The organism is Streptomyces sp. NPDC090741 (assembly GCF_044769045.1).
Taxonomy (GTDB): domain Bacteria; phylum Actinomycetota; class Actinomycetes; order Streptomycetales; family Streptomycetaceae; genus Streptomyces.
This window is the reverse complement of the sequence record NZ_JBIVXF010000017.1, coordinates 169,717-185,807: the sequence shown is the minus strand read 5'-3', so window position 1 is coordinate 185,807 and position 16,091 is coordinate 169,717. Positions and strand designations below refer to the sequence as shown.

The following is a 16,091-nucleotide window of genomic DNA, read 5'->3' as shown; positions in this document are numbered from 1 at the left end:
GTGAAGGACCGTACGACCACATGACCAAGGACGTCATAGCCCTCACCCAGCGGATGCCCGACGCCTGGGCCGTGCTCGCGGGTCTGCTCTCCGGAGGGCCCGACAAGCTGGTGAACGCGACGGGCGAGGGGGCGGTCGTCCAGCTCTGCGACGAGCAGGGCAGGCCCCTGGTCTCGGTCGAGGCGCCGCTGCTGATCCAGGTGCCCGGCGAGGCCGAACGGCTGCTCGGGGCCACCGCGCCGCCGGTCCCCTTTTGGTGGACCGAGGCCCGCGCCACCACCGGTGTCGCCGAGGCGGAACGGCTCGCGGGGACATTCGCGGCCCGTCTCGCCGCTCTGTCCGGTGGGACGGCCTGGCCGCCGGAGGCCACCCGCTCGCTCGGTGTGGTGCAGAGCGACGTGACCAGCGTCGCGCCGACGCCAGCCGCGGCGCAGCCCGCCGTCGACGTGCTGACCGGCAAGGTCGCCGTCGTCATCATGGACCGTCCGGTGGTCGCCATGACGGCTTGGCTCTCCGACGCCTTCCGGGCCGCCGCCGCGGCCGAGCTCGGCTTGCAGATCGTCACCCCGCCCGGTACGAGGCTCTCCCCGGCGGTGCTCTCGGCCATGCCGGGCTGGCCCTCCCGGTGGGTCGTGCAGGACGAGCGGGACGGCTACTACGACGGCCTGTCGGGCGCGGTGCTGCGGTGGCAGGAAGGCATGTTCGCCACGGTGGTGCCCGCCGGTGCGACCGAGGACGACCCGCGCACGCCGGTGGCGGCCTCGTACCTGCAGGTCGTGAACACGGGCGAGAGGCAGCTGGCCGTCACCTTCCGCACGATCCACCCGGCGGACGAGCGGCTGGTCCTCGGCGGGGCGCTGGAGACGGTTTGGCGCGAACTGACCGGCGAGCCGCCGGCGGGGTGGGGGACCGCTGAACCGGCCAACCTGCCCTGGTCGCCGAGGCGGCTGACTGATGTGGCCTTCGCGCGGGCCCCCGAGCCGACGTGGCTCGTGGTGGTCGGCGGTCCGGAGCGGCCCGGTCTCGCCACCGTGCGGATCACCCGTACGAAGGCGGGGGTCGAGGAAGACGTGACCCTGGCGTTCGGCTACGGGCCCGACGAGGAACTGCCGTTGGACGCCTTGCCTAGGATGGCCGAGGCGCTCGCCACCCGTCACCGGATGCAGTCGATGCTCCTACAACTGCGCAAAGCCGGCCGTGGCCTGACGGTTCCTCCGCGTTTCGAGGGGCCGGGTGTGCCGCTCGCCTTCGTGCTCGGCGCGGAGGAGGTGCGGGCGATGCCAGACGACCGAGCCGTACGTACGCCACTGTCAGAGCCGCCCGTCAGAATGGGGCCGAAGGCTCGGCCCGCGTACTACTACCCGCTTCCCGGGGACCCGTCGGACCTCGGGGGGTGGGCTGAATTCGAGCGCCTCGTCCGGCACTTGAAGGGCGCGTGACAGGGCCCGCTGATGTCATGCCTTCGTCACAGCTTGCCGGTTGCGCGTTGCATCAGCGACGCAACTTGATAGAAATGGGCATACTTTCGTTCGTTCGAATGTGCGGGGGAGTGGGATGAAGTTCGACATGGGGACGCAGGTTCTGACGAACCTGATGTCCAAGTCGGGTAATTCGAGTACGGACCTGGGGACGCTGATTACGCAGCTGATCAACGCGGCGCAGCCGCTCGAGGGCAAGTTCAACGGCCAGGGCAAGGTCGCCTTCGACTCGTTCAAGGAGCGCGCGGACGGCATCACCAAGGAGCTGAACGCCTCTCTGTCCGCCATCCTCGGCGGCCAGTCGGGGATGGAGCGCGCCTTCTCGTCGGGTGACCAGGAGCACGGCGAGAACGCGAAGACGCAGATGGCATCCGCAAACTTCGACGCCGCCCGCTTCCGCGGCCGCTGACGCGGACTGCAGGGCAAGTTCAGGATTTTCGATCTCACGGGGAGCGTGATGACGATGGCCGGTGGCCAGGACCGCCGTTCGTACAACACGGGCGCGTCGACCGAGGCGCAGGGCAACATCAAGGTCGTGATCGACCAGCTGGAGCAGGTCATCGCCGCGCGTGAAGCGCAGGTGGCCGCGGCCATGACGGACTTCGAGGCGGACGGCGTGGCGGGCGAGTACCACGCCAAGGAACTGCGCTGGAAGAACGCCTCTCAAGAGGTGAAGAACATCATCCGCCTGTTGCAGACGACGATGGCGAAGAACGACGGCACGGCGCAGCAGACGCTGGCGCGGGCGAAGGCCGCGGTCGACAACATCGGCTGAGCAGGGTGCAGACGTAGGACGCGGGGCAGTACGGGGGACGTTGAATGACCGGGTGGGACATCAAGCCGCAGGGCGTGCAGGGACAGTTGAAGACGGTCGGCGGTAACGCCGGCGAGTTGCAGACGGCGTTGAACGCCCTGATCACCGCCATGTCGGAGGCGGCTCAGGCGGCAGGAACGGCCGTACCCGGCTCGGCCGCGGAAACGAGGCTGCAGGGACCTGTCGCCCCCGGCCACGCTCCCCCGACGCAGAAGGCCCTGGGTCCGGTAGCGGCCGCTCTGGGCCAGTACTTGTCCGTCCGGAAGACGGAATTCGATTCGATGGCCGATCGGATCGAGGCCTGCATCCTCGGCGCGGTGAAGGCGACGAACGAGTACCTCGAAGGGGACCTGGACTCGGCCAAGCACGCGCAGGACGCGGCACGGGCCGTAAACCTGGGGGCCCTGCGTGAGCAGCCGAGGGGTGGCAAGTGAACGGGAACGCACCGGTCGACCCGGCCGAAGTGCCGGTGTTCACCGGCAATCTGCAGGTGCTGGACACGAAGGTGAAGGCGATCTCGTCGGGCGGGGCCACGGTCTCGACCAAAGCGGGCGACGTCCACACGAGCTTCGGCGGGCTCCAGGCCTTCTACCAGGCCCCCGAGGCGGACCAGCTGTTCGCGACGACCAAGCCGGTGTCGGATCTCGGGCTGAAGCTCAGCTCGGACATGTGCACGATCGCGGGCGCACTCGGTACGTACGCGCGCGACGCAGAGCCGCTGGTGAAGAAGCTGGAGAACCTGAAGAGGGAAGCAGAAACGTTTCGCTCGAAGGTGGCGGACGACAAGAAGTGGCGTGAAGACGGTGATCTGATCGACGAGAACCTCGATCGCCGCAACGAGATCGCCGAGGTCTGGACCCAGTTCCAGGACGTCGAGAGTGCCTGTTACGCCAAGATCGTCGCGCTGGTGGGCGGCAAGCCGCTGAAGAAGGACGACGGCTCGCACGGCAAGGACATGTACGGCTACAACGCCGAGGACCTGAAGCATGCGAAGTCCCTGCCCTGGGGTGACGCGGTGGAGGAGTCGATCCCTGCCTGGCAGGTGTGGGAGCACGCCTGGGAGTTCACCAAGGGTTTCTTCGTCGACGGCGTCTGGGGGACTCTGAAGGGCCTCGGCGGCCTCGTAGGACTCGACGGCTGGGACACCTTCAAGGCCTCGTGGACGGGCCTGGCCAAGCTCAGTACCGGTCTGGCGATCAGCTCGATCCCCGGCGTCGGCCCGCTCTTCTTCGCCGTCCCCGACGACAAGCTCCCCTCCTGGCTGCGTGAGTCGCGTTCGGCGATGAAGGAGACAGGCAAGGCACTTCTGGCCTGGGACCAGTGGGGCTCGAACCCGGCCCGCGCCGGGGGCGCGGTCACCTTCAACGTGATCACCACCATCTGTACGGGTGGCAGCGGCGGCGGCGTCTCCGGCGCGGGCAAGGCGGGCGCGGCGGCGAAGGCCATCTCCTTGGCGGGCAAAGCCGGCAGGGTCGTCGACCCGATGACGTACGTCTTCAAGGGCGCGGGCGCCGGCATATCCAAAATCGGCGATGTGATGGCCGGCCTGAAGGGCCTGGGCAAGTTCGACGTCCCGAAGATCAACGTGGACGGCGCGATAGCCCTCCCGGAAGGTTCCATCCACCTCCCGGACGGCTCGATCCACCTCCCGTCCGGCTCGGCCGTTCCCGACGGTGCGATCAAGCTCCCGGACGGCAACATCAAGCTGCCCGAGGGCACCGCCGCCCTCCCCCCGGGCACGGTCAAGCTCCCCGTGGATGGCCCGACGCAGTTCATGGACCCGAAGGGCAACATCTACGACGCCGACGGCGCGATCACCCAGCACGCCAAGGACGCCCCGACCGGCCAGCCGGCGCACGCCCCGAACGCGGACACCCCAGCCCCGGCAAGAGTCCCGGAACTGGCAGGCGTGGGCGCCCGCGGCGGCGACGACATGATCCGCCTCGGCTCGGACACATCCCACCCCCACACCCCGCCCGACCACACCCCGCCCGACCACACCCCGGACCACGCCCCGGGCAGCACGGCGGGCCACGGCCCCACCAACAACCTGGACAACACCCCCCGAGGCGGCCACCCCGACGGCCCACCCCCCGGGGGCACCCACCCGGACACCCCCTCCACGGCAGGCCACCCGGACACCCCGTCCACCGGCCCCCACGGCGAGGGCCCCGGCACGGGCGGCGGCCACCCGGACGCTCCGGGGACGGGCGGCCTGGACAACCCCGGCCACGACGCGGGGGACGCTACCACCCCCGGCAACGCCTCGGACCAGGCCGCGACGGGGGGCCCTGCCACGCCGCGCAAGCCGGTGGAGCGCCCCAGCTTCATGCTGGACGGCGACAACCCCTACGGGACTCCCGGGCGTCTCACCGAGACGCAGATCCAGGACATCCAGGTATACCGGGCCAACGAGGAGCCCGGATACTTCGACGACTACTACAAGAACAATGGAAACCGGAAGAACCTCGACTTCAAGGACGAGAGTCGCACTACACCACCACAGCTCAGCAGAGCAAACGAAAACGCCCCGTGGATTCGCGCTAAGGATGCCCCCGAGCCCCCGAAGCCGCATTACCTCGATCCGGCACTAATCCACAAGGGCGCGGAAACCGTGTCGGATGCGCCGCGCCTGGAAAAGCTGAAGGAGGTGACCCGAGACCGTTATTTCGCGATTGAGTGGGACAAGCTCGCCGATTCCCTCAAGAAGGATGCAGAATCCAGCCACAAGGTGCACGGGACGGATGAATCGCTTGGCCTTTGGTCGGAAAGTCGCGGCGTGTACAGGGAATCCCACACACAGATGGTCAAGGTGACGGAAAGCTACGGAGAGTTCGTAGCAGAGCACCATTACATCACGGAGAACCACGCCGGGGCTTCGAAGCAGACCCTCCACGGGCCCAAGAACGGCAACGACCAATTTGACCAGGTGTGGCGTCGCCCAGACGGCAGATACGTCGTCGTCGAAGCCAAGAGCAGTATCAATACGAAACTTGGAGGACGGAACCTCCCCAACGGACGCAGGGTTTCGCAAGGATCGCAGGAATATTTCCTCGACATCATCCGCGAGATGGAGGATCGAGGTAAGACGATCAAGAGCGAAAGAGACCTCGCCCGCGCACTGAAGACGGCGCTTAAGAAGGGCGAGCTAGACTACGTGGTCGTCAAGGGTGACCATAACGCTCACGCGTACAATGGCTACCACTATCAGCGCTTCGATATCACCAAGGGGACCCTTCCGTGACCGTCATCGTGACCCGCCACTTCACGCCCGGCGCCACGGAAGAGGAATGGGCTGAGTATCTCGGGGGCAATCTCGCTCAGGACATCGACGAGCTGGATGAATACCCTCATTCACTCCCTACGGTCTTCAACGATGCACTCCTGCACCTCGGTGCGCGCTGCACCGTGGACCCTCGGGCGGCGAAGCTGGAGACCTGGGAAGCCGTGGTCAACACGCTCCAGCTGGGGTCGGCCGTGTTCGCCACCGTGAGCGCGGACGAGGGAACCGTGGAGTGCCGGATCAATCGCGAGATGCGCACGCTGCCCGCCCAAGGCCCGGCAAGCTTCGCCGACCTGGGCACGTGGCTGACCACGTTCTGGCTCGCCATGGTCTGCCGCGACCAGCAGCGACTCACCGAACTGGCGGAGGTCCCGCTCAGCCGCATCGCATCCAGCGGCTACGACACATTCGTCTGGCACTGGGTGGACGCCCTCCAGACGTACTGGCTCCAAGGCCCCGAGCTCGTGGACAAGCTCACCCGAGCCGTCGAGATGTCCCAGCCCGACGTCGCCACCATCACCCCCCACAGTCTGCTCCAGACCGTGCTCGCCCCGCCCATCAATCTCTTCTACCTCCTCATCACCAACAACCCCACCGGCTTCAACGAGTTCCTCGTCCAGTCCCTCGAACTGCACAAGGCGTACTGGACCGCCGACGAAAAGCGAGCAGAGAAGCCCGAGGGACACCTCGCCTTGGCCCCCTTGGCCCTCGCCTGCCACGCGTACGACGGCGGGATGTCCATCAACGTCGAATCGGGATACCTCCCCCACCACCTCCTTACCCGTGCCTGGGTGGGCGAGTTCCCCACGTAAACGTCGGCCCGCCACCAACCCTGAGCTGGCCGGAGGGTGCGGAGGGGTGGATCGGTGGTCTGGAGGAGGATTCCACCGCTCTGGGCGAAGCCCTGGACACCGCACTCATGCTGGCCAAGGCGCACTGCTTGATGGACCCGCGAGGGGCGATCTTCCCCACCTGGGACGCCGGGTGGACTCGATGCAGCTCAGCTCCGCCGTGTTCGCCGCCGCGACCACGACCGAGGAACACGTTCAGTGCCGTATCGCGCACAAGGACGCACACTCCAGGCGACCGGTCCGCAGGCATACGCGACCCCGGCACCATGCTCACCGCTTGTCACCTGGCCGTCGTCTGTCGTGAGCGACACAGGATCACGGCTCTGTGCCGGGTGCCGCCGGCCCTCCTGAGGGAGAAGGGTTCGGGCTTCGACGAGTTCGAGTACGCCTGGATCGCCGCCCTTCAGACGTACTGGCTCGGTGGCGACGGCTTCAGCTCGAAGCTGGAGGCCGCGGTCGACGGCACGGACGCGGGGGCCCTCATGACGGACCGGGAGGCGGTGAGCAAGCTGGTGTATCCACCGATGGAGCTGTTCCACCAGGTCGTAGGCACGATCACGCGGGCTTCCACCGCGCTCTCGCCGCCGCCCACCAGTGGCACAAGGGGTACTGAACCGAGGAGGACCAAGCCGGCCGAAGTCGGCGCGCCGATCGCCCGGGCCGCCGAGGTGCACGGGCAGACCTCGAGGAATCGGCGCTCGACCGTCACGACGCGCTGCCCTTCGCTCGCTGCGGCGAAGTGGCGCTGTCTCCAGGACTCTGGCTCGAACGAGCTCGAGACCCGGGAGTCCTGGGTCCTGCCCATACAGGTGGGCTCGGCCCTCTTCGCCGCGGGCACCGCGCGGGAAGATCCGGTCCATTCCTGCGGGCCTCGGGGGCGAAGTCCGACGAGTACGTCTAACCGCCGCCGACGCCGAACCGATGCAGAAGGTCCTCCACTCGCCGCTGGAGGCCCCCAGCCAGGTCCCCCAACGACCGACGCCCGACGCCCGTACGAGTCAACGCTAGGCCCGACGACAGCGCGAGCACGGAGTGCCTCGGTCATCCGGCCGCGGGCCCGTGACACCCCGTCCACGGGCGTCCGGCCTCACTTCGGGCGTCTACCCATGACAGCCGTGAAGCTACGGCCTCGCGCTCTCCCGTTCAGCCAGTTCCTGGCCGGTCCCGATGAATGCAGAGCCGCAACCGGCCGGCAGGCGTTCCACCATCATGGCGACCATCTGCCGCGCGGTTGCGACCTCATCGACCGCCTCAGAGCGGGAGGGGCCTTCGATGTAGCAGGGCCCGGTCACATCGGCACCTGCCGACCTCGGCCCGATGTAAGGGACAGCCCAGGTGAAGCGGTGCTCGGTGCACCAGCGGAAGTGCAGCTCCCACATCCCGACCAACGGGAAGAGCTACCGCAGCTTCGGCTCGGCGTACGCCGGCGCCACCAACTCGGTGCTCACCCCCTCTGAACCAAGTAGCGCCTGCCATGCCGCTTCCACCACGACACTGTCCGGGTCGTCTGCCGTCACGTTGATCCGAACTTCCGCCGAATGAAATCGAGCCACCTCGTTGCCACGGGCAGACGCCCCACGAAGCAGCCGGCCATCATCCCAGCCCACGTGGCCATGCGCCCTCCGCATCGACAAAGTCGTCCGCCTCGGCAGGCATTGTCAGTGCCTCGCCCTACGGTCTGCCGCATGACATTGTTCGACAGCTTCAACGGCGCACTGATTGATCAACTCGTCGGCACTCCCGAGGAGTTCTACGCAGAGCACGGATATTCACGCGACGAGTACTGGGCCCGGATGGTGCAAGCACGCAAGGAGCGCGAGTCGGTGATGATGATCCCGCCGGTGAGGAAGCTGAGGGACGTGTTCCCGAGCGAAGCGAAGAACTTAACGCCCTGGGTGGCCGCGAACCTCGACAGGGTCGGCACGGCTGCCAGCATGGCTCAACCAGCTCGAACCATCTGATCACGATCATCTCGGGAGACTTCTCACCTACTCGATCGAAGTCGAGGCATACGCCGCGATCTGGATCGCACCCAGCTTCACGGACGAGCACCTGGACGCGCTCGATGAGCTCACTCGCCGCATGGACTGTCGATTCAAGGCGGTCCGAATCGAAGCCCGCGCTCTCGACGACGGCGACTACCGCAAGGACTTGATCCCTGCACGTGGGGAAGCCTACTGATCGGCCCAGGACGGCCTGCTGCGCCGACAGGGTCACTTCGGGCCCACGTCAAGGCCAAAGGTCCTCCACGGTACGGCGAAGCGCCCCACCCGACGGATCGGGTGGGGCGCTTCGTGAGCCGTAGGCCATGTCGGACTCGAACCGACAACCAACGGATTAAAAGTCCGCTGCTCTGCCAATTGAGCTAATGGCCCGCGTGTGCTCACCCCAGAGCATAGCCGGAGACCAACCGTCAGCCGATCGAGTATCGGCTGACCGGGCCCGTCGCGGCTCGCAAAACGCAAACAGGGCCCCCACGACGGTGTCGTGGGGGCCCTGTCAGGCAGTCAGCTCAGCCAGTGGTGCCGGGGGCTGGGTCAGCCGTTGCGCTTCCAGCGGGGCTTGTCGTCGCGGCGGCCGCCGAAGGAGCCGGTCGAGCCGGAGCCGGAGCCGGAGCCGGAGGGGCGGTTGTCGTCGCGGCGGCCGTACGGGCGGTCGCCGCCGCCGGAGCGGAAGCCACCGGAGGGACGGTCGTCGCGGCGGAAGCCGCCACGGTCGCCACCGCGGTCGTCACGGTTGAAGCCGCCCGACGGACGGTCGTCGCGACGGAAGCCGCCGGAGGGACGGTCGCCACCGGAGCGGAAGCCACCGGACGGACGGTCGCCGCCGCCGCCGGAGCGGAAGCCGCCACCACGGTTGTCGTCACGGTTGAAGCCGCCCGACGGACGGTCGCCACCGGAGCGGAAGCCGCCACCACGGTTGTCGTCACGACGGTCGCCACCGGAGCGGAAGCCACCGGAGGGACGGTCGTCGCGGCGGAAGCCGCCACGGTCGCCACCGCGGTCGTCACGGTTGAAGCCGCCCGACGGACGGTCGCCGCCGGAGCGGAAGCCGCCACCACGGTTGTCGTCACGACGGTCGCCACCGGAGCGGAAGCCACCGGACGGACGGTCGCCACCGGAGCGGAAGCCGCCACGGTCGCCACCGCGGTCGCCGCCACGGTCGTCACGACGGTTGTCGCGGCGCTCGTAGCTGCCGCGGTCGTCGCGGGCCTGGAACGACGGGCGCTCCTCGGCGGCCGGCGTGGCCGCGACGGCTGCCGCGACCTCGGCCTCGGCGGCCTCGACCACCTCGGCGACAGCGGCCTCCGGGTCCTCACCGCGCTCACGGGCGGAGCGGGCGACCAGGCGGTCGGCCTCCTCGCGCAGCTCGGCGGCACGGCGCGTCAGACGCTCCAGCTGCTTGGTGAGGTCGGCGACCTCACGCTCGGCCTGCTTGGCGGCGTTGTTCGCGGAGTCGGCCTGGACCTCGGTGAGCGAACGCGCACCGGTGATCTCGGCGACCTCCGGGTCGAAGGCGCCGGCACCCTGGACGATGTGGCGCGAGGCGTCGACGCCCGCGTCCTCCATCAGGCGGAAGATCTGGCGGCGCTGGTGCGGCAGGGCCAGGGAGACCACGACGCCCGACTTGCCGGCACGGGCGGTACGGCCCGAGCGGTGCAGGTAGTCCTTGTGGTCGCCGGCCGGGTCCACGTTCAGGACCAGGTCGATGCCGTCGACGTGGATGCCGCGGGCGGCGACGTCGGTCGCGACGAGCGCGTTGACGTAACCGTCCTTGAAGTCCGCGAGGACGCGGGTACGGGCGCCCTGCGTCATGCCGCCGTGCAGCGCGTCGGCCTTCACGCCGGCCTCGACGAGCTGCTCGGCGATGCGGTCGGCGCCCAGCTGGGTGCGGACGAAGATGATGGTGCGGCCCTTGCGGGCGGCGATGGCGGCCGTGACCGGCGCCTTGTCCTTCGGCTTCACGACGAGGACGTGGTGCGTCATGGTCGTGACGTTGCCCTGCGCGCTGTCGACCTCGTGCGTGACGGGGTTGGACAGGTAGCGCTTGACCAGGGTGCCGATCTCGTTCTCCATGGTGGCGGAGAAGAGCATGCGCTGGCCGCCGCCGGGGATCTGGTCGAGCAGCTCGGTGACCTCGGGCAGGAAGCCCAGGTCGGCCATCTGGTCGGCCTCGTCGAGGACGGCCACCTGGACGTTCTCCAGGGAGCAGGCGCCGCGGTTGATGATGTCGCGCAGACGGCCCGGGGTGGCGACGAGGACGTCGACACCGCGCTCCAGGGCGTAGATCTGGTTGCCCATCGAGGTACCGCCGCAGACGACCTTCATCTTCAGGCCGAGCACGTCGCCGTACGGCTGGAGGGCGTCCGCGACCTGCATCGCGAGCTCACGCGTCGGCGTGAGGATGATCGCGCGGGGCTTCTTCTTCTCGGTGTGGCCACCGGCCAGGCGGGCCAGGGTGGGCAGACCGAAGGAGAGGGTCTTGCCGGAGCCGGTGCGGCCGCGGCCGAGGATGTCCTTGCCGGCCAGGGCGTCCGGGATGGTCGCGGCCTGGATCGGGAAGGGGGCGGTGACACCGTTCTGCGCGAGCTTGCGCACGACGCCCTCGGGCAGACCGAGGTCGCCGAAGGTGATGGTGGGCTCGGCGTCGGCGTCGTCCGCCTCGGCGTCGATGGACTGGTCGGTCGTCACGTCGGCCTCAAGGGCCTCGATGATCTCGTCCGCCTCAGCGGCCTCGATCGCCTCGGTGACCACAAGGGCCTCGACGGCGTCGACGATCTCGTTCGAGTCGTTCTCGGGCATGACGGCACGGTCAGAACTGGAAATGGACATGCGAAATGCGAAACCTTCCGGAGTCTCGGCACGCGCCCAAACTCCGTGAATCGCAAATCGACCGCCTCAATGCGGTCAGCCACGGCTAGGGAGAGTACGCGCCACACGGCGCTCTTCGGATTCGGCGCCGGGCAATGGGATCAAACGATCTATAACCATACGCACCCTCCCCCGGGTCTGGCAAGTCGTTCCGGCCCGAACCGTCCTGACCTGCGACGATCCCCCCGATCCGGAGGACCGGCACCCGTCCGGCACCACCCCCCGGGGGCCGTCGGCCGCCCCTAAGTGGCCGACGCGCTGGGCTCCGGAGCCGGGGGCGTCGGGGCCGGCGGAGTGGGCGAAGTCACGGGCGGCGCGGGGGTCGGCGACTGGGCCGGCGGCGGAGTGACCTGCGTCCCACCGGAACCACTGCTTCCGGATCCGCCCGAGGTCGGTTGCTGCCCCTGGCCGCCGGGCCCGCCGCCCGGACCGGCCGACGGCGAGGGGGCCCCGGGCCGGCCGGCGGGCGCGCCCGGGCTGGGGGAGGCCCCGGTGGCACCGGACGCCTTGCCGTCCTCGGCCGGCTTCCCGTCCGCGCCCGTCGCGCCCGGCTTCGAGCCGTGGCCGTTGCCGTGGACCCCCGACCCCTTGCCGGAAGCGGAACCTCCGGCCGCCTCCGCGGCCGCCTTGCGGTCCGCCGACGAGGAGGGCCCGGGCTTCGCGCCGTCCTCGCCGACGCTCATGCAGCCCGCCGTGGCCGCGACCGCGAGCACGGCGGCGGCCAGCCGGAGGGAAGCGGACAACTGGCGCACGGGGCACCTCCTGGGGGTCCCACGGCGGCAGCCGGGGGTGGGCGGTCAGGGTCCGCGGGGAGCGGGTCAATATGCCCAACTCCCTTTGCGCCGTAAGAGACACGCCCTTGGGGACACCGCCTGTCCGCAATCCGCCGGCCACGCCCGCGCACCAACCGCCGGACGGCTCAGGCGAACAACTGCCGCGCCACCTGCGACCCCAGCGTCACCGCGCCCAGCCCCGCCAGCACCGAGGCCGCCACGTTCGCCGCCGCCAGGAACCGCCAGCCGCGCTCGTACAGCCGCAGCGTCTCGTACGAGAACGTCGAGTACGTGCTCAGCGCCCCGCAAAGCCCCGGCCCGAGCAGCAGGTTCAGCCGCCCGGAGGCCGCGCCGGCCAGCACCGCCCCGGTCACCACCCCGAGCACCAGGCACGCGCCCGCGTTCACCACGAAGGTCCCCCACGGGAACACCGAATCGTGCCGCGCCTGCACCGCACGGTCCGTCAGATAGCGCAGCGGCGCCCCCGCGACCGCGCCCGCCACCACCAGCAGCCAGTTCACGCCTGCCTCCGCGAGCCGCCCCGTACGGGGAGACCGGTCGCGAGGCGGGTCACCGCGGCCCCCGCCCACACGGCGCCCAGCGCCGCCACCACCGTGAGCCCGGCGTACGCCAGCGCGCGCCCGGCCTCCCCGGCGTCCAGCAGCCGCGAGAAGTCCACCGCGTACGTGGAGAACGTGGTGAACCCGCCGAGCACCCCGACCCCCGCGAACGGCCGGACCAGCGGATGCGGGGCCGTCCGGCCGCCCTCGCTGATCAGCACCATCAGCACCCCGATCAGCGCGCAGCCGATCACGTTGGTCCAGAAGGTCGTCCACGGGAAGGCACCGGGCCCGGCGGCCGGCCACAGCAGCGAGGCCCCGTACCGCGCCGAGGCCCCGAGCGCGCCGCCCGCCGCGATCGCCGCGAGCACCGGGCCGGGTCGTTCGGCGCGCTGCCCGGGCACATGGAGGTCGACGTCCGGATCGATCGCCTCCGAGCCCAAGCCCAAGCCCGCGCCCACGTCTCCACGCTGCTGCTCCGGCCCGGTCACCCGTAGCCCAGCGCGTGCAGCCGCTCGTCGTCGATCCCGAAGTGATGGGCGATCTCGTGCACCACGGTGACCTCCGTCTCCGCGATCACGCTCTCCCGGTCCTCGCACATCCGCAACGTGGGGTTCCGGTAGATCGTGATCCGGTCCGGCAGCACCCCGGCGTACCACTCGCCGCGGTCCGTCAGCGGGGTCCCCTCGTACAGACCGAGCAGCTCGGGATCGTCCGCCGGCGGTTCGTCCTCGACGAACACCGCCACGTTGTCCATCAGCCGCGTCAGCTCCGGCGGGATGCGGTCCAGGGCCTCTGCGACGAGCTCTTCGAACTCCTCGCGCGTCATCTCCAGCACCGGGCCATTGTCCCTCCGGTGGGGGCACCTGCCGCATGCGGGGGAGAAACCGTTTTGGCGATAGCTCCCCGGATCCCATATGCTTCTCACGTCCCCGACGCGCTGGAAAGCGCCCAGGCGGGCCTTTAGCCCTCATCGTCTAGTGGCCCAGGACGCCGCCCTTTCAAGGCGGTAGCACGGGTTCGAATCCCGTTGGGGGTACGCATTACCGTGTGCAAGACTTGGTCTCGCACACTGCAAGGTCCTGTGGAGCAGTTGGTTAGCTCGCCACCCTGTCAAGGTGGAGGTCGCGGGTTCAAGTCCCGTCAGGATCGCTGAGGCCGGAAACGGTCTCGTGGCTGGGTAGCTCAGTTGGTACGAGCGATCGCCTGAAAAGCGATAGGTCGCCGGTTCGACCCCGGCCCCAGCCACCACAAGAAGGCCCCGTCCATCGGACGGGGCCTTCTGCGTTACCCGTTCTCCCTCTCCCGGCGCTCGCCGCGGCGCCACTGCGTGACGCCGACCGCCGCCGCGCCCGCCGCCACCAGCCCGAGCAGCGCCCAGTCCGGAACCGCGTCCGCGAACGACCGGACCCACTGCTCCACCGCGTACGAGTCGTCCACGTCGAGCAGCCCCGGCAGCGCGCTCGCCCCGTCGTACGCGAGGAACAGCGCGCCGAGGGCGATGAAGAACAGCCCCGACAACAGCGAGGTGGTGTGCAGCTCGAAGCGGCCCACCCGGACGGCCCGCCCGCGCAGCCAGCGCCGCCGGCCCAGGTCGAACCGCTCCCACAGCAGCGCCAGCAGGAACAGCGGTACGGCCATCCCCAGCGCGTACACCGCCAGCAGCAGGCCGCCGTAGACCGGGCTGCCGCTGACCGCCGCCACCGTCAGGACGCTGCCGAGGATCGGGCCGGCGCAGAACCCGGCGAGCCCGTAGACCGCACCCAGCGCGTACACCGACACGGCTGTGGTCGGCCGGATCCGCCCCGACAGCTCCGAGATCCGCTTCGAGGCGAAGCCCAGGCCCAGGATCTGCGCGACCCCGAGCGCAATGATCAGCCAGCCGCCGGCCAGGACGAGCCCGTCGCGGTTGCCGTGGAAGAACCGCCCGGCGTACGAGCCGGCCGCGCCCAGCGGTACGAGGGTGCTCGCGAGGCCCGCGTAGAAGATCCCGGTCCGCGCGAGCAGCCGCGAGGTCGAGTCGATCGAGTACGCGAAGAACGCGGGGAGCAGCAGCGCGCTGCACGGGCTGAGCAGCGCGAGCAGCCCGCCCAGCAGCGCGGCCAGGTACCCGATGTCGCCGACGCCGGTCACTTCGCAGCCTGCGGCTCTGCCTGCGCCTTGGCCTTGGCGATCGCCGCGGCGAAGGCGTCGAGCGGCTGGGCGCCCGCGATCGGCTGCCCGTTGACCAGGAAGGACGGGGTGGAGGTGACGCCGATGCGGTAGCCCTCCTCCTGGTCCTTCTGCAGGGCGGCCGCGGCGCCCTCGCCGGCCATGTCCCGCTGGAACCGCTCCAGGTCCGGGACCCCGGCCTCGCGGGCCAGCTCCAGCAGCCGCGCCTGGCCGAAGCCCTTCTCCTTGGCTCCGTCGGCGTAAGCGGCCGCGTGGAACTGCGCGAAGCGGTCCTGCTGCCCGGCGGCCCAGGCGGCCTTGGCGGCGGCCTCGGAGTCGGCGCCGAAGATCGGGAAGTTGCGCCACTCGATGCGCAGGGTGCCGTCCTCGACGTACTTCTTCACCAGTGCGGGCTCGGTGTCGCGGGCGAATTTGCCGCAGTAGCCGCACTTGAAGTCGGAGTACTCGATCAGCACGACGGGGGCGTCCGCCCGGCCTGCGGCCAGCTTGTCGCCGGACTCGCGGCGGGCCAGCTTCGCCAGCTCGGCGTGCACGTCCGAGCCCTTGGGCGCGGCCGCGGCGGAGGAGGAGGTCCGGGCGGGCCTGTCCTCGGGCGCGGTGGCCTGCCAGGACACGATCCCGAGGGTGACGGCGGCGACCGCGACCCCGGCGGAGATCAGCAGCCGCTTGCGCGCGGAAGCGGAGGAAGAAGAGGACGAGGAAGAGGAACGAGAAGGGGAAGAGGACATACGGGTGCTCCAGAGCTACGGGTGGTGAATCGGACCAGCGGCAGGGCCGGTCCTCTACACCCGCATCACGGACAGCTCCACCGGACCCGGTGCCGGCTGGTCCGGCCCCCGTAGGAGCACCCGCACCGGCGGCGCCCGGTCCGCCCAGGCCTGTTCCACCGCGGGCCGCCCCACCGGGGCGTGCGCGTGCTCCCCGGATCCCCGCGGCGGCACGCCCGGGGCCCGCCCGTGATCCCGGGTCCCGGGATCGCACGAGGGCCCCCGCCCGGCGGAGGACACGGCGGCCACGGGGGCCACGGCGTGCGCCGGAGCAACCGTCGCGCCGGATTCCGAAACGGACACCGAAGCGGACACCGGAGCGGACACCGCACCCGAAACCGGAACAGAAGCGGAACCCGGAACCGGAAGCGCCGCCGCAGGCACCGCACACCCCACCAGCACCGCGAGCACGGCAGCGAGCAGCCACCACACACCACGGGCGCGGGACATGGCGGGCCTCTCACTCGGTCAGCGGATCGGTTCAGGCGATCTCGTCCCGAAATGGTACGGGGAGGGTGCACA

At 69.9% G+C, this 16,091-nt stretch carries 16 protein-coding genes, 4 tRNA genes and 1 pseudogene; 11 read left to right on the top strand and 10 right to left on the bottom strand.

The window, feature by feature from the left end; genetic code table 11:
* Positions 1-20: 20 nt before the first annotated feature.
* The 7 genes and pseudogenes from ACIQU4_RS34845 to ACIQU4_RS34815 all read left to right on the top strand — a co-directional run.
* On the top strand, positions 21-1,439 hold the full coding sequence (locus ACIQU4_RS34845) for a DUF6177 family protein (RefSeq protein WP_403739443.1): 1,419 nt from the start codon (positions 21-23) through the stop codon (positions 1,437-1,439).
* A 115-nt stretch (positions 1,440-1,554) separates the two neighbouring features.
* A complete protein-coding gene (locus ACIQU4_RS34840) occupies positions 1,555-1,887 on the top strand; it encodes a hypothetical protein (protein ID WP_403739440.1) in 333 nt (110 codons plus the stop codon).
* 54 nt (positions 1,888-1,941) lie between these two features.
* Positions 1,942-2,253 carry a pore-forming ESAT-6 family protein gene (locus tag ACIQU4_RS34835; protein ID WP_403739543.1) on the top strand — a complete coding sequence of 104 codons (312 nt, stop codon included), beginning with the start codon at positions 1,942-1,944 and terminating at the stop codon, positions 2,251-2,253.
* 44 nt (positions 2,254-2,297) lie between these two features.
* Positions 2,298-2,726 carry a DUF6507 family protein gene (locus ACIQU4_RS34830; protein WP_403739438.1) on the top strand — a complete coding sequence of 143 codons (429 nt, stop codon included), beginning with the start codon at positions 2,298-2,300 and terminating at the stop codon, positions 2,724-2,726.
* Complete coding sequence (locus ACIQU4_RS34825) at positions 2,723-5,536, top strand: hypothetical protein (RefSeq protein ID WP_403739435.1); 2,814 nt, start codon at positions 2,723-2,725, stop codon at positions 5,534-5,536. The genes ACIQU4_RS34830 and ACIQU4_RS34825 overlap by 4 nt, the downstream gene beginning before the upstream one ends.
* Complete coding sequence (locus tag ACIQU4_RS34820; protein ID WP_403739432.1) at positions 5,533-6,387, top strand: immunity 49 family protein; 855 nt, start codon at positions 5,533-5,535, stop codon at positions 6,385-6,387. Before ACIQU4_RS34825 ends, ACIQU4_RS34820 begins: the two co-directional genes overlap by 4 nt.
* A gap of 107 nt (positions 6,388-6,494) precedes the next feature.
* Positions 6,495-6,917 (top strand): annotated as a pseudogene (locus tag ACIQU4_RS34815) (immunity 49 family protein); the annotation flags it as partial.
* Here the strand turns inward: ACIQU4_RS34815 and ACIQU4_RS34810 are convergent.
* Entirely contained in the window at positions 6,830-7,135 is a 306-nt protein-coding gene (locus tag ACIQU4_RS34810; protein WP_403739429.1) for a hypothetical protein, read from the bottom strand. The pseudogene ACIQU4_RS34815 and the gene ACIQU4_RS34810 overlap by 88 nt on opposite strands.
* A gap of 412 nt (positions 7,136-7,547) precedes the next feature.
* Positions 7,548-7,814, bottom strand: a complete 267-nt coding sequence (locus tag ACIQU4_RS34805) for a DUF6193 family natural product biosynthesis protein (protein ID WP_403739426.1) — start codon at positions 7,812-7,814, stop codon at positions 7,548-7,550.
* 297 nt (positions 7,815-8,111) lie between these two features.
* On the opposite strand from ACIQU4_RS34805, the gene ACIQU4_RS34800 reads away from it, so the two are divergent.
* Complete coding sequence (locus tag ACIQU4_RS34800) at positions 8,112-8,387, top strand: hypothetical protein (protein WP_403739423.1); 276 nt, start codon at positions 8,112-8,114, stop codon at positions 8,385-8,387.
* A 341-nt stretch (positions 8,388-8,728) separates the two neighbouring features.
* On the opposite strand, the gene ACIQU4_RS34795 is transcribed toward ACIQU4_RS34800, so the two are convergent.
* The 6 genes from ACIQU4_RS34795 to ACIQU4_RS34770 all read right to left on the bottom strand — a co-directional run bounded on the left by ACIQU4_RS34795 (position 8,729) and on the right by ACIQU4_RS34770 (position 13,468).
* A tRNA-Lys gene (locus ACIQU4_RS34795) sits at positions 8,729-8,801 on the bottom strand.
* 162 nt (positions 8,802-8,963) lie between these two features.
* A complete protein-coding gene (locus ACIQU4_RS34790; protein WP_403739420.1) occupies positions 8,964-11,258 on the bottom strand; it encodes a DEAD/DEAH box helicase in 2,295 nt (764 codons plus the stop codon).
* Between the two features lie 281 nt (positions 11,259-11,539).
* Positions 11,540-12,049 carry a hypothetical protein gene (locus ACIQU4_RS34785; protein WP_403739417.1) on the bottom strand — a complete coding sequence of 170 codons (510 nt, stop codon included), beginning with the start codon at positions 12,047-12,049 and terminating at the stop codon, positions 11,540-11,542.
* 167 nt (positions 12,050-12,216) lie between these two features.
* A complete protein-coding gene (locus tag ACIQU4_RS34780) occupies positions 12,217-12,591 on the bottom strand; it encodes a fluoride efflux transporter FluC (protein ID WP_403739414.1) in 375 nt (124 codons plus the stop codon).
* Positions 12,588-13,091 carry a fluoride efflux transporter FluC gene (locus tag ACIQU4_RS34775; RefSeq protein WP_403739411.1) on the bottom strand — a complete coding sequence of 168 codons (504 nt, stop codon included), beginning with the start codon at positions 13,089-13,091 and terminating at the stop codon, positions 12,588-12,590. The genes ACIQU4_RS34780 and ACIQU4_RS34775 overlap by 4 nt, the downstream gene beginning before the upstream one ends.
* 26 nt (positions 13,092-13,117) lie before the next feature.
* Positions 13,118-13,468, bottom strand: coding sequence for a metallopeptidase family protein (locus ACIQU4_RS34770; RefSeq protein ID WP_030160118.1), 351 nt, complete (start codon positions 13,466-13,468; stop codon positions 13,118-13,120).
* A 128-nt stretch (positions 13,469-13,596) separates the two neighbouring features.
* On the opposite strand from ACIQU4_RS34770, the gene ACIQU4_RS34765 reads away from it, so the two are divergent.
* The 3 genes from ACIQU4_RS34765 to ACIQU4_RS34755 all read left to right on the top strand — a co-directional run bounded on the left by ACIQU4_RS34765 (position 13,597) and on the right by ACIQU4_RS34755 (position 13,881).
* Positions 13,597-13,669, top strand: a tRNA-Glu gene (locus ACIQU4_RS34765).
* A 39-nt stretch (positions 13,670-13,708) separates the two neighbouring features.
* Positions 13,709-13,782 (top strand) — tRNA-Asp (locus ACIQU4_RS34760).
* A 22-nt stretch (positions 13,783-13,804) separates the two neighbouring features.
* Positions 13,805-13,881, top strand: a tRNA-Phe gene (locus ACIQU4_RS34755).
* A gap of 36 nt (positions 13,882-13,917) precedes the next feature.
* On the opposite strand, the gene ACIQU4_RS34750 is transcribed toward ACIQU4_RS34755, so the two are convergent.
* Both ACIQU4_RS34750 and ACIQU4_RS34745 read right to left on the bottom strand, forming a co-directional pair.
* Entirely contained in the window at positions 13,918-14,763 is an 846-nt protein-coding gene (locus ACIQU4_RS34750; RefSeq protein ID WP_403739408.1) for a cytochrome c biogenesis CcdA family protein, read from the bottom strand.
* Positions 14,760-15,530, bottom strand: a complete 771-nt coding sequence (locus ACIQU4_RS34745; protein ID WP_403739406.1) for a DsbA family protein — start codon at positions 15,528-15,530, stop codon at positions 14,760-14,762. Before ACIQU4_RS34745 ends, ACIQU4_RS34750 begins: the two co-directional genes overlap by 4 nt.
* Between the last annotated feature and the right edge of the window lie 561 nt (positions 15,531-16,091).

Excerpts from the sequence above, each read along its gene's own strand:
- ACIQU4_RS34800 (WP_403739423.1), top strand. The coding sequence starts at position 8,112 with ATGACATTGTTCGACAGCTTCAACGGCGCACTGATTGATCAACTCGTC.
- ACIQU4_RS34840 (WP_403739440.1), top strand. The coding sequence starts at position 1,555 with ATGAAGTTCGACATGGGGACGCAGGTTCTGACGAACCTGATGTCCAAG.
- ACIQU4_RS34830 (WP_403739438.1), top strand. The coding sequence starts at position 2,298 with ATGACCGGGTGGGACATCAAGCCGCAGGGCGTGCAGGGACAGTTGAAG.
- ACIQU4_RS34845 (WP_403739443.1), top strand. The coding sequence starts at position 21 with ATGACCAAGGACGTCATAGCCCTCACCCAGCGGATGCCCGACGCCTGG.
- ACIQU4_RS34835 (WP_403739543.1), top strand. The coding sequence starts at position 1,942 with ATGGCCGGTGGCCAGGACCGCCGTTCGTACAACACGGGCGCGTCGACC.
- ACIQU4_RS34745 (WP_403739406.1), bottom strand. The coding sequence starts at position 15,530 with ATGTCCTCTTCCCCTTCTCGTTCCTCTTCCTCGTCCTCTTCTTCCTCC.
- ACIQU4_RS34790 (WP_403739420.1), bottom strand. The coding sequence starts at position 11,258 with ATGTCCATTTCCAGTTCTGACCGTGCCGTCATGCCCGAGAACGACTCG.